Source organism: Mycobacterium sp., assembly GCF_044223235.1.
GTDB lineage: Bacteria > Actinomycetota > Actinomycetes > Mycobacteriales > Mycobacteriaceae > Mycobacterium.
Map to the genome: position 1 here is coordinate 39,489 of NZ_JBGAME010000024.1, position 13,275 is coordinate 52,763.

The following is a 13,275-nucleotide window of genomic DNA, read 5'->3' on the forward strand; positions in this document are numbered from 1 at the left end:
CGACCGGCGAGGGCGGACATTGAGCCACGACTGGAGCGACAACCGCAAGAACCTCATGCTCTTCTCGGGCCGTGCTCACCCTGAGCTCGCCGAGCAGGTGGCCAAGGAACTCGACGTCCACGTCACCGCGCAGACCGCTCGGGACTTCGCCAACGGCGAGATCTTCGTGCGGTTCGACGAGTCCGTGCGCGGCTGCGACGCCTTCGTCCTGCAGAGCCATCCGTACCCGCTGAATCAGTGGCTGATGGAACAGCTGATCATGATCGATGCGCTCAAGCGCGGCAGCGCCAAACGCATCACCGCGATCCTGCCGTTCTACCCCTACGCCCGGCAGGACAAGAAGCACCGCGGTCGCGAACCCATCTCTGCACGGCTGGTGGCCGATCTGCTCAAGACCGCGGGCGCCGACCGCATCGTGTCGGTGGACCTGCACACCGATCAGATCCAGGGCTTCTTCGACGGGCCCGTCGACCACATGCGCGGACAGTCGCTGCTGTGCAACTACATCGTCGACAACTACAACGGCCATGACAAAGTCGTGGTCTCCCCCGACTCGGGCCGGGTGCGCATCGCCGAGAAGTGGGCCGACGCGCTCGGCGGCGTCCCGCTGGCCTTCATCCACAAGACACGCGACCCGCGGGTGCCCAACCAGGTCAAGTCCAACCGCGTCGTCGGCGAGGTGAAGGGTAAGACCTGCATCCTGATCGACGACATGATCGACACCGGTGGCACCATCGCCGGCGCGGTGAAGCTGCTGTACGAGGACGGCGCCCGCGATGTCGTCATCGCCGCAACCCATGGCGTACTGTCCGACCCGGCCCGTCAGCGCCTCGCCGAATGCGGTGCCCGCGAAGTCATCGTGACCAACACGCTGCCGATCGGCGAAGACAAGCAGTTCCCGCAGCTGACGGTGTTGTCCATCGCGCCGCTGCTGGCGAGCACCATCCGTGCGGTATTCGAGAATGGTTCGGTGACAGGACTTTTCGACGGGGAAGCCTAGTGGCCGACCCGGTCATCTACCACAACCCTCGCTGCTCGACCTCGCGCAAGACGCTGCAGTTGCTGCGGGACAACGGCATCGAGCCCGCGGTGGTGGAGTACCTGAAGACGCCGCCGTCGCGCGATGAGCTCGAGACGTTGATCCGCGACGCCGGTATCGACGTCCGCGCGGCCGTGCGCAAACGGGAAACCCTGTACGCGGAACTGAATCTCGCCGACGCCGACGATGAGGAACTGCTCGACGCGATGGCCGAGCATCCCATCCTGATCGAGCGTCCCTTCGTCGTCACGGCCAAAGGCACCCGCCTGGCCCGGCCGATCGAGACGGTGCGCGAGATTCTGTGAGGCGGTTGCGCTGGCTGATCGTCGCCCTGCTCGTCAGCGCGGCGTCGGCGTGCGGCCACGATCCCCCCGACTACCAGGCGATCTGGAGCACGACCAGCGCACCGCCGACGACCAGCACGGCGCCCGCGGCGGTGCCGCTGTGGCAATTCCTCGAACAGTCCGGCGTCGTCGGAAACCCGGTGGCACCCGAACATCTCTCCGACCTGACCGTGACGATGCCGCAGCCGCCCGGGTGGGCCCCCTACACCAACCCGAACCTCGCGCTGGGCACCCGGATGATCGCCAAGGGCGACACCTATCCGACGGCCATGCTCATGGTCTTCGAGCTGACCGGCGACTTCGACGCCAACCAGGCGATCACACACGGCGCCGCCGATGCGCAGCTGTCGGAGAACTTCAAGCAGCTCTACGCGTCGACCGACAAATTCCGCGGCTTCCCGTCATCGATGGTCGAAGGCAGCTACGACCTCAACGGGCAGCGCATGCAGACCTACAACCGGGTGGTCTTCGCCACCGGGGCGGCACATAAGCCCGAAGCAGCCGGGCAGCCCGCCCCGCCACCGCAGCGCTATCTGGTGCAGTTCACCGTGACGACGTATGCGGACAAGGCCGCCGAAGAGGCGCCCGACATCGAGGCCATCATCTCGGGGTTCACCGTCGCACCCAAGGCTTGATTCCGTCCAGATCACTTCCAGCGGCGGATTTCCGCTGCGGGCTGCTGGTGCGCTAACCTGACTCCGCCCGATATGGCCGGTTCGGCCGTGCGGGCACCACGGCGAGGGTGGCTCGAACCACCGTTATCGACGGGGACCCAGTTCTCAGTTGCGGCCCTTGCTGTGCCCAGTACCAACGACCGGCACAGGAGCAACATCCCGATGGCTCAGACCTCGAAGACCTCTCAGACCTCGGGCGGAAACAAACTCACCGCCTCGGTTCGCGACAAGACCGGTAAAGGCGCGTCCCGCCGCGCCCGCCGCGAGGGCAAGATCCCCGCGGTGCTGTACGGCCATGGCAGCGAACCCCGGCACCTGGAGCTGTCGGCCCACGACTTCGCCGCGGTGCTGCGCCACTCCGGCACCAACGCGGTGCTCAGCCTCGACATCAACGGCGAGGAGCAGCTCGCGCTGACCAAGGCTCTCGACATCCATCCGATCCGGCGCAACATCCAGCACGCCGACCTGCTCGTGGTCCGGCGCGGCGAGAAGGTGACCGTGGAGGTCAACGTCGTCGTCGAGGGCGAAGCCGCGTCGGGCACCCTGGTCACCCAGGACGCCAACGCCATCGAGATCGAAGCCGAGGCGCTGTCGATCCCCGAGCAGCTCACCGTGTCCGTCGAGGGCATCGAGGCGGGCACGCAGATCACCGCCGGGCAAATCGAGCTGCCGTCGGGCGTCGGCCTGATCTCCGATCCCGAACTGCTGGTGGTCAACGTCGTCGCCGCCCCGACCGCCGAGGATCTCGAGGCCGAGGGTGGCGGTGCCTCCGTGGAGGAGCAGACCGAGGCGACCGAAGCCGACGAGGCCGGCGCCGCGTCCGAGTAAGCCACGGGCCACACGAGGTCACCATCCGATATGGCCGAGACGCTGCTGGTGGTCGGCCTGGGCAATCCCGGGCCGAACTACGCCAAGACCAGACACAACCTCGGCTTCATGGTGGCCGATGTGCTGGCGGGACGCATGGGCTCCGCTTTCAAGGTGCACAAGCGCTCCGGCGCCGAGGTCATCACCGGCCGGCTGGGTGGCCGGCCGGTGGTGCTGGCCAAGCCGCGGGTGTACATGAACGAGTCGGGACGTCAGGTCGGTCCACTGGCCAAATTCTTCTCGGTGCCGCCCGCGGACGTGGTGGTGATCCACGACGAGTTGGACATCGACTTCGGGCGGATCCGGCTGAAGTTCGGCGGCGGGGTGGCCGGGCACAACGGGCTGAAATCGGTGGCGGCCGCGCTGGGCACGCACGACTTCGGGCGTGTGCGCGTCGGCGTCGGCCGTCCGCCAGGCCGTAAGTCGGGGGCGACGTTCGTGTTGGAGACGTTCACGACCAACGAGCGACCCGAGGTGCCGACGATCTGCGAGCAAGCCGCCGACGCCACCGAGCTGCTGGTGCAGCATGGGCTGGAGCCCGCGCAGAACACCGTGCACGCCTGGGCCTGAGGGGGTTACCACCCCCGCGCGCCCGGGCTAGGTGACCAGGGCGACCGAGTTGGCGCGGCGCAGCTTGCCCGACGGGGTCTTCGGGATGGTCCCCGGCCCGAGCACAACCACGTTGCGGGGACGGACGTCCACCTCGGAGACCACTTCGTGGGCGACCTGATGCTCGATGCGGCGCACCTCGACCGGATCCTGCCAGCCGTTGGATTCCACCGCGACCGCGAACGACTCGCGGGAGTGCCCGGCGTCCAGGCGCACCGCGACCGCACAGCCGGGGCGCACGCCCTCGACGCGGCCCGCAGCCCGCTCGATGTCGGTCGGATAAATGTTGCGGCCGGCCATGATGATCACGTCCTTGACGCGGCCGCAGACCACGACGTGGCCGTTCTCCATCACATAGCCGAGGTCGCCGGTGTCGTACCAACCGTGCTCATCCTGCGCGGGCACGAACCCGCCCATCGTGATGTAGCCCGGGGTCAGCGGCTCACCGCGCAGCTCGATCACCCCGACGCCGCGCGGCGGCATCACATCGCCGTGCTCGTCGATAATCCTGGCTTCCAGACCCTCCAGCAGCGGGCCGAGCGACGCCAGCCGCCGGGTGTTGCCCTTGGTGCCGGGCACCGCCTGGCGCAGGGCGGCGAGCAGGTCGGCGTCGATCTCGTCGACCACCAGCCCGGCACCGCACTCGGAGAACGACACCGCCAGCGTGGTCTCTGCCATGCCGTACGCGGGCAGGATGGCCTCGGGCTTCAGACCGAACGGCTTACCCGCGTCGATCAGGTCCTCGACGTCGGCCGGCTCGACGGGTTCGGCGCCCGACAAGGCGAACCGCAGCGTCGAAAGGTCGAACTGACCGGGCTGCGCCTGCTTGCGCAGCCGCTTGGCGAACAGCGCGTAGGCGAAGTTCGGCGCCGCGGTCATCGTGCCCTTGTACTTGTCGATCAGCTTGGCCCACAGGAGCGTGTCACGCAGGAAGTCCATCGGCGTGACCTTGACCAGCTCGGCGCCGAAGTACATCGGCACCGTCAGGAACCCGACCATGCCCATGTCATGGAAGCAGGGCAGCCAGCTGACCATGACGTCCTTCTCGACGTCGTATTCGGCCCCGATGAACATTGCCTCCGCATTGGAGTAGATGTTGCGATGGGTGATCTGGACTGCCTTAGGAGATCCAGTCGAGCCGCTCGTCAATTGCATGAGCGCAAGATCGTCCTCGCCGACCTCGATGGGATCGATCGGTTCGGCGGCCAGCAGGTCGGCCACCGTGACCACCGTGATGCCCTTCTCCTCAAGCACCGGAACCGCGGCCATGAACGGGTCGGACACCACCACGACCCTGGCCTCGATCATGCCGATGACGGTCATGGTGTCCTCGGCCCACAGCACCAGGTCGGTACGCAGTGTCGGCTGGTGCAGCATCGTCAGGCTGGCACCGCGCATCCATACGCCCTGGGCGGTGGGTGCGATCTCCACCGGGAAGCCCGCAAGCACGCCAATGGCGTCGCCGTGGCCGACGCCCACGGCCGCCAGCCCGCCCGCGACGCGCCGGGCCCGTTCGTGCACCTCACCCCAGGTGTGCCGGACCGGTTCGTGGGGCTCGCCGGTGACCATGCCGGAGGTGACGGTGCGGGCGTTGCGGTACATCTTCTCGGTGAATCTGCTCACGACAACCTCCTCTGAGCCGGCGCCGGTGCCCGGTCATACATGTTCCGCCTGATCACGGACTCGTTCGGGTAGGCACGCGCACACAATTGGGGAGCGGTTACATCTCGAAACGGTGTTGACGCCGGTGTTGATGCCGGTGATGATGCGGGAGACTGGCGCGGGACTGCACGACCGCTCCACCCAACGCAGTGGGTGGGCGGAGTCATCGCATCCGACGCTCGAGTCTTCACCGACGATCATCTTAAGAGACTCTTAAGTAGCTGCCAAACTCTGGCGATAATTGAGGTCGGAGTCACACCCGGGACGAGGATTCGGTGGGCGGTTACATCAGCCGCGACGGGGCGGGGACGACCCGCGCTCCCTGGACGGGCCCGCTGGCCACCCGGACCGTTCGGCACACCCCCACGCCTGCCAACCGCGCGCCGACGTCGATCGCCGCGGGCGCCGAAGCGCACAGGAACGCGCAGGTCGGTCCCGATCCCGACACGATCCCGGCCAGCGCGCCCGCGTCGACGCCGGCCCGCAGTGTGCGGCGCAGCCCCGGGTCCAGGCTCAGCGCGGCGGCCTGCAGGTCGTTACCCAGAAGCGGCGCGAGTTCGGCGGGATCCCCGGAGGCCAGCGCGGCCAGGACGGGTTCGGGATCCCCCAGCCGCGCGGGCGGGTTGCGTCCCTCCGCCCGCAGCCGGTCGATCTCGGCGAACACGGCGGGCGTCGACAATCCCCCGTCGGCGAAGGCCAGCACCCAGTGGAAGGTGTTGCGGGCCAGCACCGTCGCCAGCTCCTCGCCACGGCCCGTCCCGAGTGCGGTGCCGCCGTGCAGGGCGAACGGTACGTCGCTGCCGAGGTGGGCCGCCAGCGCGTGCAGATCACGCCGTGGCACCCCGAGCTCCCACAGCATGTTGATGGCCACCAGCACCGCCGCCGCATCGGCGCTGCCGCCGGCCATCCCGCCCGCCACCGGGATCGCCTTCTCGATGCTGATCGCGACGTCGGGCACCCGGCCGACGTGGGCGGCCATCAGCTCCGCCGCCCGCCACGCCAGGTTGCGCTCGTCGGTGGGCAGATCCTCGACGCCCTCGCCCGACATCTCCAGCGAGAGCACGTCGGCGTCACGGACCGTCACCTCGTCGAGCAGGGAAACCGCGTGGAACACCGTGGTGAGGTCGTGGTAGCCGTCATCCCGGAGGTCGCCGACACCCAGGTACAGATTGACCTTGCCGGGCACCCGGACGGTCACCGACCCGGTGGGCACCCATTCGGGGGCGATATTGCCGTCGGAGCCGGACACTGAACGACCTTATCCCCGGCATCCCCGGCGCGCGCCCTGCTCTGGATATCGGGGTCAGGCGTCGAGCTGCTGCTCGGTGTGCTCGGGCTGCCACTGCCCGGCGAGGTCGGGCTGCCACTGCCCGGAGCGTTCGAGCAGGCGCACGAAGTCGGCGATGCTCAACGTCTCACCGCGGCGCGCGGGGTCGATGCTCGCGGCCAGCAGCCTGCTGGCCGACTCGTTGCCCGAGCCCGCCCACTCCGCGAACGCATTGCGCGACGTCTTACGCCGCTGCAGGAAGCCGATGTCGATGAGATCGAACACCTGCCGGCGGAACGCGGCGTCGGTAGGCCACGGCGAGGCCTCGTACCGGTCGATGCGCACCAGCCCGGAATAGACCCGCGGGATCGGCCAGAAGACCGTCGGGGACACCATGCCGTAGCGGCGCACCTTGCCGTAAAACCGGACCTTGGCGCTCGGCACGCCGTAGTCCTTACCGCCGGGCTCGGCAGCGAGCCGCTCTGCTACTTCGGCCTGCACCATCACCATGACCGTCCGGATGGACGGGAACTCGGCGAGCAGGTGCAGCAGCGCGGGCACCGCGACGTTGTAGGGCAGGTTGGCGACCAGCGCTGTCGGCTCGTCCTGCAGGTCGGCGGGCAGAATGTCGAGTATGTCGCGGTTGTACACCGTCAGCCGGTTGATCTCGCTGTGGGAGTGCTCCGCGATGGTGATCGGCAGCTGCCGGGCCAGCACGGGATCGATCTCGACGGCCGTGACGTGGGCGCCGCGGTCGAGCAGTGCCAGCGTCAGCGATCCCAGACCGGGGCCGACTTCCAGCACGTGATCATGGCGGTGAATGCCGGAGGCCGAGACGATGCGTCGCACGGTGTTGGCGTCGTGGACGAAGTTCTGGCCGAATGACTTCCGCGGGCGGAAGTCGATGTCCTTGGCGAGCCGCCGAATCTCGGTACGTCCGAGTAGTCGGATAGTCAACGTACCCCCACTCTTCCGCTACACGTTGGCCATGCACCCCAGCCCTGTCGTGCCCGAGTAACTTCAGCAATCGCGATCTGTTCTTCTTTCGTTGCCAGATCCGCTCTGGCAGCATACCTCACACCACCGTTTCGCTCCCAGGTGTTCTGATCAAATTGCACGCCGCCGAAAAAACCGTTGCCCGTGTTGATGGCCCAGTTACCTCCGGCTTCGCACTGCGCAAGCGCATCCCAGACGGGTCCGTTGGTCACCGGCGGCACTTCGGTACCGGGTTTCGCACCTACCCGCAGCACCCCGTTTCGGGCCGGAAGTACAACGACATTGGCTACTGGCAACCTGCCGGTCTCCACACCGTTGACCCTCGAGATGGCGAAGGTCACATCCTGAGAACCCGCACTTCCGGGATCCTCAACGATTTGCCGACTCATGTTCAGCGTGACGTCCTCGATGCGAGTGCTGCCCGGCTCCAGCGGAATTCGTTCGGTCACCTTCTCGATCCGGATCCGGGTCACCTGGATCTGCATACCGTCCACGATGGGGCTCGACGGCGCGGGCGTCACCTTGTCGCTCTGCTCCAGCGGTATCCCTGCGGCAGCAAGGAGACCCGCCACGTTGGGCGCGGCCATGCGCACAGTGCGTATCACGCCGCCATCGTCGAGCTGGACCGTCCTGGGGCTCACGACGGGCAGGGCCATGCCCTCGAGCGGAACGCGGCTGCCGCGTGACGCGGCCAGGGGCGCCTTGTCGGTCATCTGCAACTGCGTGAGCGCTTCGTCGACAGTCGACGCTGTGGTCCAGATCTCCTGACTGCCCTGACCGTCCAGCGAGATCTGGAGCGGGCGGCTGCGGCGCAGCACGATGGTCCCGTCGGGTCCCACCGTCTGGTCGGCCGCCGGGTAGAGGTCGTCGCGGTCGCCGACCTCGTATCCGTTCTCCTCGACGATGTCGATGACCCGGGATTTCATCGTGGTCACCGTCATCGGTGATCCGTCGACCGTCAGCGTCACGGTCTTGTGGGAGGCGACGGCGAAGCCGCCGGCAAACGCGAGCGTGAGCAGCAGCGCGGCCACCAGAAGCCGCAGGGCCGGTGAGCGCGTCTCGTGCAGTCTGTTCAATGTATTCACAATGTGGTCTATCCCGACTATCGGTCTTGGAGGCGGAACGGGCCGCAGTCGATCACAAGACGGTAACGAAAAGGTCTACGCTCGGCAACTCTCATCGAGTCGATAGGTACGCGACGCCGTCGTCGCAGTTTGCTGAGCGAGCTCCTCCGGCGGTCGGCCGAGGAGTTCTGCGAGTGCCCGGACAGTGTAAGGGAGGCAGTAGGGCTCGTTCGGTGCACCGCGATAGGGGTGCGGGGTGAGGAAGGGTGCGTCCGTCTCGACAAGCAGCTGGTCAGAGGGGATCAGCGCCGCCGCGGCGCGCAGTGCACGCGCATTGCGGAATGTGACGGTTCCCGACAGGCTCAGCAACCAGCCGGCGTCGACACAGGTGTGAGCCATCTGCGCGTCGGAGGAAAAGCAGTGAAAGATCACGGTCTCGGGTGCGCCCTCCGCGCGCAGCACGTCGAGGACGGCGCCGTCGGCGTCCCGGTTGTGGATCATCAGCGGTTTGCCGGCCCGTTTTGCCAGGTCGATGTGCCAGGCGAAGGCCTCGCGCTGCTCCCGCGGTTCGGCGCAACCGGCCAGCCGGCCGGGCCAGTACAGGTCCATGCCCGTTTCGCCGATGGCGACGACTCTGGGGTGCTGCGCAAGCCGCTCCAATTCGGCGCGCGCCGCGTCGTCCAGCACATTGGCCCGCGTCGGGTGCAAAGCCACTGCGGCGTAGACGCGCGGGTCCCAGCCGGCCGCCTGGGTGACCCATCGCGCGGACGCCAGGTCGTCGGCGACGGTGACCAGCGCCCGCACCCCCACCGCGGCCGCCCGGTCGGCCATCGCGCGGACATCGCCTGCGTCGACGGCACCGCAGGCGTCGAGGTGGGTATGCGCGTCGATCAGCGGTGACAGGGGTCCGGGCGCCGGCGGCGCGGGTCGACGACCCGCGGACGGGGTCTCCTGGGAACTCACCGCAACACCATAAGGTGAGGACAAATGAGCACCGACATTCCCGACAGCGGCTCCGGGAGCCCGTACTACGTCACGACGGCGATCGACTACCCCAACGCGGCGCCCCACATCGGGCACGCCTACGAGAAGATCGCCACCGACGCCATCGCCCGCTTCAAGAAGCTCGACGGGTTCGACGTGCGCTTCTTGACCGGCACCGACGTGCACGGTCTGAAGATGGCCGAGACTGCGGCGGCCCAGGGCATCCCGACCGAGGAGCTGGCCCGGCGCAACTCCGACGTCTTCCAGGCGATGCAGGAACACGTTGACATCTCGTTCGACCGGTTCATCCGGACCAGCGACGCAGATCACTACGAGGCGTCCAAGGAGATCTGGCGCCGGATGGAGGCAGCCGGCGACATCTACCTCGGCGCCTACCAGGGCTGGTACTCCATCCGCGACGAACGCTTCTTCACCGAGGACGAAATCGAGCTGCGCGAGGACGGCAACCGCTTCGCGATCGAGACGGGCACGCCGGTCACCTGGACCGAGGAGCAGACCTATTTCTTCCGGCTGTCGGCCTACGCCGACCGGCTGCTGGCGCACTACGAGGCGCACCCGGAGTTCATCGGACCGGATGTGCGGCGCAACGAGGTCGTCAGCTTCGTCTCCGGCGGGCTGCGCGACCTCTCGATCTCCCGGACGACATTCGACTGGGGCATACCCGTGCCCGGGCACCCCGGCCACGTCATGTACGTATGGGTCGATGCGCTGACCAACTACCTGACCGGCGCCGGCTTCCCCGACACCGATTCGGCGGCGTTCCGCCGGTTCTGGCCCGCCGACCTGCACATGATCGGTAAGGACATCATCCGGTTCCACACGGTGTACTGGCCGGCGTTCCTGATGTCAGCGGGCATCGAACTGCCCAAGCGGGTCTTCGCGCACGGCTTCATCAACGTCAAGGGCGAGAAGATGAGCAAGTCGGTGGGCAATGTCGTCGACCCGACCGCGCTCGTCGAGGAGTTCGGTGTGGACCAGGTGCGCTACTTCCTGCTGCGGGAGATCCCGTTCGGGCAGGACGGCAGCTACAGCCCCGAAGGCATCGTCGCGCGCATCAACGCCGACCTGGCCAACGAGTTCGGCAACCTGGCGCAGCGGTCTCTGTCGATGGTGGCCAAGAACCTCGGCGGTGCCGTCCCCGATCCCGGCCCCTTCAGCGTCGACGACACCGCCCTGCTGGCCCAGGCCGACGGGCTGCTGGCCGCGGTGCGGTCGCACTACGACGACCAAACCATGCACCTGGCGCTTGAGGCGATCTGGTCGGTGCTGGGCGCAGCCAACCGATATTTCTCCGCCGAGGAGCCGTGGGTGCTGCGCAAGACCGACGCCGAGCGCTTCCGGACGGTGCTGTACACCACACTGGAAGTGGTCCGCATCGCCGCGCTGCTGACCCAGCCCGTGATGCCCGAATCGACGGGCAAGCTGCTCGACCTCCTCGGCCAGGCGCAGGAGCAGCGGACCTTCGCCGCGGCGGGCGTGCGGATCGCGCCGGGCACCGCGCTGCCCCCGCCGGAAGGGGTGTTCCCCCGCTACCAGGTGGGGTGATGTGCGCCACCAGGCGAAGTGATGTGCGCCATAGTCGGGGGTGACGCTGTCACATTCCGGCGCCGCCCGGTGTCACGAGGGCAGACCGGCTCACGATGAGCGGGACCACCTGAAGGAGACCGACAATGAGAGAACACAACACCAGGGTCGTGGTGCTCGGCGGCGGCTATGCCGGCGTGCTCGCCGCTAATCACCTGCAAACCGCATCCGGCGCCGACATCACGCTGGTCAACCCGCGCCCGCACTTCGTGGAGCGGATTCGCCTGCACCAGCTGGCCGCCGGCAACGACGACGCGACCGAGGATTACGGCGCGCTGCTGGGCGAGGGTGTGCGACTGCTCGTCGACGGCGCCGACCGCATCGATGCCGCGGCCCGCCAGGTCCGGCTGGCCTCGGGGGCGACGCTGGACTACGACTATCTGATCTACGCCGTCGGCAGCACCGGGACGGTCCAGGAAGACGTGCCCGGCGCAGCGGAGTTCGCCTATCCCATCGCCGAACTGGAGCTGGCACAACGGTTACGGGCCCGGCTGGCGGACACCGCGTCGTCCGCGCCGGTGGTCGTCATCGGCGGCGGCCTGACCGGGGTCGAGGCGGCCAGCGAACTGGCCGAGCAGGGCCGCCCCGTCACGCTGGTCACCAACCGGCTGGCACCGTCGGTGGGCGCCTCCGGGCGGCGGTCGCTGGCCAAGCAGCTGACGTCAGTGGGCGTCAACATCCTCGAGGGCGTCGCGGTGGCCGCCGTCGAGGCGTGCGCCGTCCGGCTGGCCGACGGCACCCGCCTGTCCAGCGCGGTGACCGTGTGGACCGCCGGCTTCGGCGTTCCCGGGCTGGCCGCCAGCAGCGGCCTGAGCACCGATGCGCTGGGGCGGCTGCTCACCGACGAAACTCTGACCAGCGTCGACGACACGCGCATCATCGGCGCTGGTGACGCCGTGTCCCCGTCGGGCATCCCGCTGCGGATGAGCTGCCAGTCCGCACTGCCGCTCGGCGCGCAGGCCGCCAACACCGTGTTGGCCCGCATCGCCGGCACCGAACCCGCGGCGATCAGCCAGGCCTTCACCGGCCAATGCATCAGCGTCGGGCGCCGTCGCGGCACCGTCCAGCTGGCGCACACCGACGACTCACCGCGCCGTGCCTACATCGGCGGGCACACAGCGGGGTTCATCAAGGAACGGGTGTGCCGGGCCACCCTGTCTTTTCTGAGCCGCGAGGCCCGCAAGCCGGGCTCGTACTTCTGGTTCAAGAGTGACTGGCGCGACGACGTGCTGGACGAGCGGGTCGCCCAGGGCGTGCCGACGAGATGACGGCCAACTCCGACGAGCACGCCGAACGATTCACCGCGCTGCGGCCGCTGCTGTTCACCATCGCCTACGAGATCCTCGGCGCGGCAACGGAATCCGACGACGTACTGCAAGAGAGCTATTTGCGGTGGGCCGAGGTGGACCTGGCGACGGTGCGCGACACCAAGTCCTACCTCGCCCAGCTCGTCACCCGCCAGGCGCTCAACGCGCTGAGGTCGCAGGCACGCCGCCGCGAGGAGTACGTCGGACCGTGGCTGCCCGAACCGCTGCTGCTGGACACCCAGGATCCGTCGGCCGACATCGTGCTGGCGGAGTCGGTGTCGATGGCCATGATGGTGGTGCTCGAGACGCTGAGTCCCGACGAACGTGCGGTGTTCGTGCTGCGCGAGGTGTTCGGCTTCAGCCACGACGAAATCGCTTCTGCGGTGGGCAAATCCGCGGGCACTGTGCGTCAGATGGCACACCGCGCCCGTGAGCACGTGCATTCGCGGCGCAAACGCTTCGAACCCGTCGACGCACAGCAGTCGGCCGAACTGACGACGCGGTTCTTCACCGCGGCCGCCACCGGCGACCTGGACGCGCTGATGTCGATGCTGGCCCCCGACGTGGTGTGGACCGCCGACAGCGGCGGAAAGGTCAGCGCGGCACGCAGGCCGGTCGCGGGCGCGGAGAAGGTCGCCAGGCTGGTCATGGGGCTGACCCGGCTCGGTGGCGTGGACGGACGCGCCGAACCGGCCATCTACAACAATGCGCCGGCCCTGATCCTCTACCTCGGCGACAGCCTGGAGGGCATCGTCACGGTCGAGGTCGTCGACGGCAAGATCACCAACTTCTACGCCATGCGCAATCCGGAGAAGCTGGCCACCGTCACGGTGCCCCGCCGGGTCAGCCGCTGAGGG

General features: G+C 68.1%; 13 protein-coding genes. 8 read left to right on the forward strand and 5 right to left on the reverse strand.

All coding sequences use genetic code 11. From position 1 onward, the window contains the following. The first annotated feature begins 19 nt into the window (after positions 1–19). The 5 genes from ADBZ6K_RS21855 (at position 20) to pth (ending at position 3,494) form a co-directional block, all read left to right on the forward strand. The gene (locus ADBZ6K_RS21855) at positions 20–1,000 is read left to right on the forward strand and encodes a ribose-phosphate diphosphokinase (protein WP_526350598.1); all 981 of its coding nucleotides are present in this window, start codon (positions 20–22) and stop codon (positions 998–1,000) included. Then, positions 1,000–1,344: an arsenate reductase (glutaredoxin) gene (gene arsC, locus ADBZ6K_RS21860; protein WP_526350600.1), complete on the forward strand. Its 345-nt coding sequence runs from the start codon at positions 1,000–1,002 to the stop codon at positions 1,342–1,344. The genes ADBZ6K_RS21855 and arsC overlap by 1 nt, the downstream gene beginning before the upstream one ends. Then, on the forward strand, positions 1,341–2,018 hold the full coding sequence (locus tag ADBZ6K_RS21865; RefSeq protein ID WP_526350602.1) for an LpqN/LpqT family lipoprotein: 678 nt from the start codon (positions 1,341–1,343) through the stop codon (positions 2,016–2,018). The genes arsC and ADBZ6K_RS21865 overlap by 4 nt, the downstream gene beginning before the upstream one ends. A gap of 201 nt (positions 2,019–2,219) precedes the next feature. Next, positions 2,220–2,885 carry a 50S ribosomal protein L25/general stress protein Ctc gene (locus ADBZ6K_RS21870; protein ID WP_526350604.1) on the forward strand — a complete coding sequence of 222 codons (666 nt, stop codon included), beginning with the start codon at positions 2,220–2,222 and terminating at the stop codon, positions 2,883–2,885. A 30-nt stretch (positions 2,886–2,915) separates the two neighbouring features. After that, complete coding sequence (gene pth / locus ADBZ6K_RS21875) at positions 2,916–3,494, forward strand: aminoacyl-tRNA hydrolase (RefSeq protein WP_526350606.1); 579 nt, start codon at positions 2,916–2,918, stop codon at positions 3,492–3,494. A gap of 27 nt (positions 3,495–3,521) precedes the next feature. On the opposite strand, the gene ADBZ6K_RS21880 is transcribed toward pth, so the two are convergent. The 5 genes from ADBZ6K_RS21880 to ADBZ6K_RS21900 form a co-directional block, all read right to left on the reverse strand. Then, a complete protein-coding gene (locus tag ADBZ6K_RS21880; protein ID WP_526350608.1) occupies positions 3,522–5,156 on the reverse strand; it encodes a fatty acyl-AMP ligase in 1,635 nt (544 codons plus the stop codon). A 322-nt stretch (positions 5,157–5,478) separates the two neighbouring features. Next, on the reverse strand, positions 5,479–6,444 hold the full coding sequence (locus tag ADBZ6K_RS21885; RefSeq protein ID WP_526350610.1) for a 4-(cytidine 5'-diphospho)-2-C-methyl-D-erythritol kinase: 966 nt from the start codon (positions 6,442–6,444) through the stop codon (positions 5,479–5,481). Positions 6,445–6,498: 54 nt separating this feature from the next. Next, positions 6,499–7,419, reverse strand: coding sequence for a 16S rRNA (adenine(1518)-N(6)/adenine(1519)-N(6))-dimethyltransferase RsmA (gene rsmA / locus ADBZ6K_RS21890; protein WP_526350612.1), 921 nt, complete (start codon positions 7,417–7,419; stop codon positions 6,499–6,501). After that, positions 7,416–8,543, reverse strand: a complete 1,128-nt coding sequence (locus ADBZ6K_RS21895; RefSeq protein WP_526350614.1) for a transglycosylase family protein — start codon at positions 8,541–8,543, stop codon at positions 7,416–7,418. The genes rsmA and ADBZ6K_RS21895 overlap by 4 nt, the downstream gene beginning before the upstream one ends. A gap of 75 nt (positions 8,544–8,618) precedes the next feature. Continuing rightward, entirely contained in the window at positions 8,619–9,485 is an 867-nt protein-coding gene (locus tag ADBZ6K_RS21900) for a TatD family hydrolase (RefSeq protein WP_526350616.1), read from the reverse strand. Positions 9,486–9,509: 24 nt separating this feature from the next. On the opposite strand from ADBZ6K_RS21900, the gene metG reads away from it, so the two are divergent. The 3 genes from metG to ADBZ6K_RS21915 all read left to right on the forward strand — a co-directional run bounded on the left by metG (position 9,510) and on the right by ADBZ6K_RS21915 (position 13,272). Beyond that, positions 9,510–11,072 carry a methionine--tRNA ligase gene (metG, locus tag ADBZ6K_RS21905; protein ID WP_526350618.1) on the forward strand — a complete coding sequence of 521 codons (1,563 nt, stop codon included), beginning with the start codon at positions 9,510–9,512 and terminating at the stop codon, positions 11,070–11,072. 125 nt (positions 11,073–11,197) lie between these two features. After that, complete coding sequence (locus ADBZ6K_RS21910; protein WP_526350620.1) at positions 11,198–12,379, forward strand: NAD(P)/FAD-dependent oxidoreductase; 1,182 nt, start codon at positions 11,198–11,200, stop codon at positions 12,377–12,379. Further along, entirely contained in the window at positions 12,376–13,272 is an 897-nt protein-coding gene (locus tag ADBZ6K_RS21915) for an RNA polymerase sigma-70 factor (RefSeq protein WP_526350622.1), read from the forward strand. The genes ADBZ6K_RS21910 and ADBZ6K_RS21915 overlap by 4 nt, the downstream gene beginning before the upstream one ends. Positions 13,273–13,275: the final 3 nt, after the last annotated feature.

What these genes read in the sequence shown, in the direction of transcription:
- pth (WP_526350606.1), top strand. Translation starts at nt 2,916, where the DNA reads ATGGCCGAGACGCTGCTGGTGGTCGGCCTGGGCAATCCCGGGCCGAAC.
- metG (WP_526350618.1), top strand. Translation starts at nt 9,510, where the DNA reads ATGAGCACCGACATTCCCGACAGCGGCTCCGGGAGCCCGTACTACGTC.
- ADBZ6K_RS21870 (WP_526350604.1), top strand. Translation starts at nt 2,220, where the DNA reads ATGGCTCAGACCTCGAAGACCTCTCAGACCTCGGGCGGAAACAAACTC.
- ADBZ6K_RS21915 (WP_526350622.1), top strand. Translation starts at nt 12,376, where the DNA reads ATGACGGCCAACTCCGACGAGCACGCCGAACGATTCACCGCGCTGCGG.
- ADBZ6K_RS21910 (WP_526350620.1), top strand. Translation starts at nt 11,198, where the DNA reads ATGAGAGAACACAACACCAGGGTCGTGGTGCTCGGCGGCGGCTATGCC.